This is a genomic window from Rhizobium sp. 18055, from assembly GCF_902706285.1.
In the GTDB taxonomy this organism is placed as follows: Bacteria; Pseudomonadota; Alphaproteobacteria; order Rhizobiales; family Rhizobiaceae; genus Rhizobium.
Genome location: NZ_CACSKD010000432.1, coordinates 1 through 401 on the forward strand (window position 1 = coordinate 1; position 401 = coordinate 401).

Here is a 401-nt window from a genome sequence, read left to right on the forward strand (position 1 = left end):
TCATTGCCTCGCGCAGATCCCGCACCCAACCGCTGCCGCCCATCTGCGGCAGAGCCCTCGCCGCGGCCGTCGGCGCCGGGTTATCGGAAAACTCTCTGTAGAAGTTGTTGCTGGCCAACAGCAGGCTGCCGGACACTTCTGCCACACCGCTAGACCCTTGGCTTCCATCCACGCGAGTAAAGCTGCCGCTCCAGGGCTGCGTATTGCCATTTCCCAAGTCAACATTGCTGGAGCGGCCACGGGTATCGATGCTAGCGATGCCCAGCTCTGACAAGGTATGCAGCTCGCTTGCTTGGCTGACGCCGTCCTGGTTTGCATCCTTCCAAATGCGCAATTGTCCATAGACGGTATCTGCTGCATTGATAACGCCATCACCATTTCCGTCCTGCCCTGCCAGCGCC

The 401-nt window shown here is 60.1% G+C and carries 1 protein-coding gene; it reads right to left on the reverse strand.

The window, feature by feature from the left end:
- Nucleotides 1-401: hypothetical protein (locus GVL52_RS32545; protein WP_200848059.1), on the reverse strand; the 401-nt coding region annotated here is incomplete at both ends.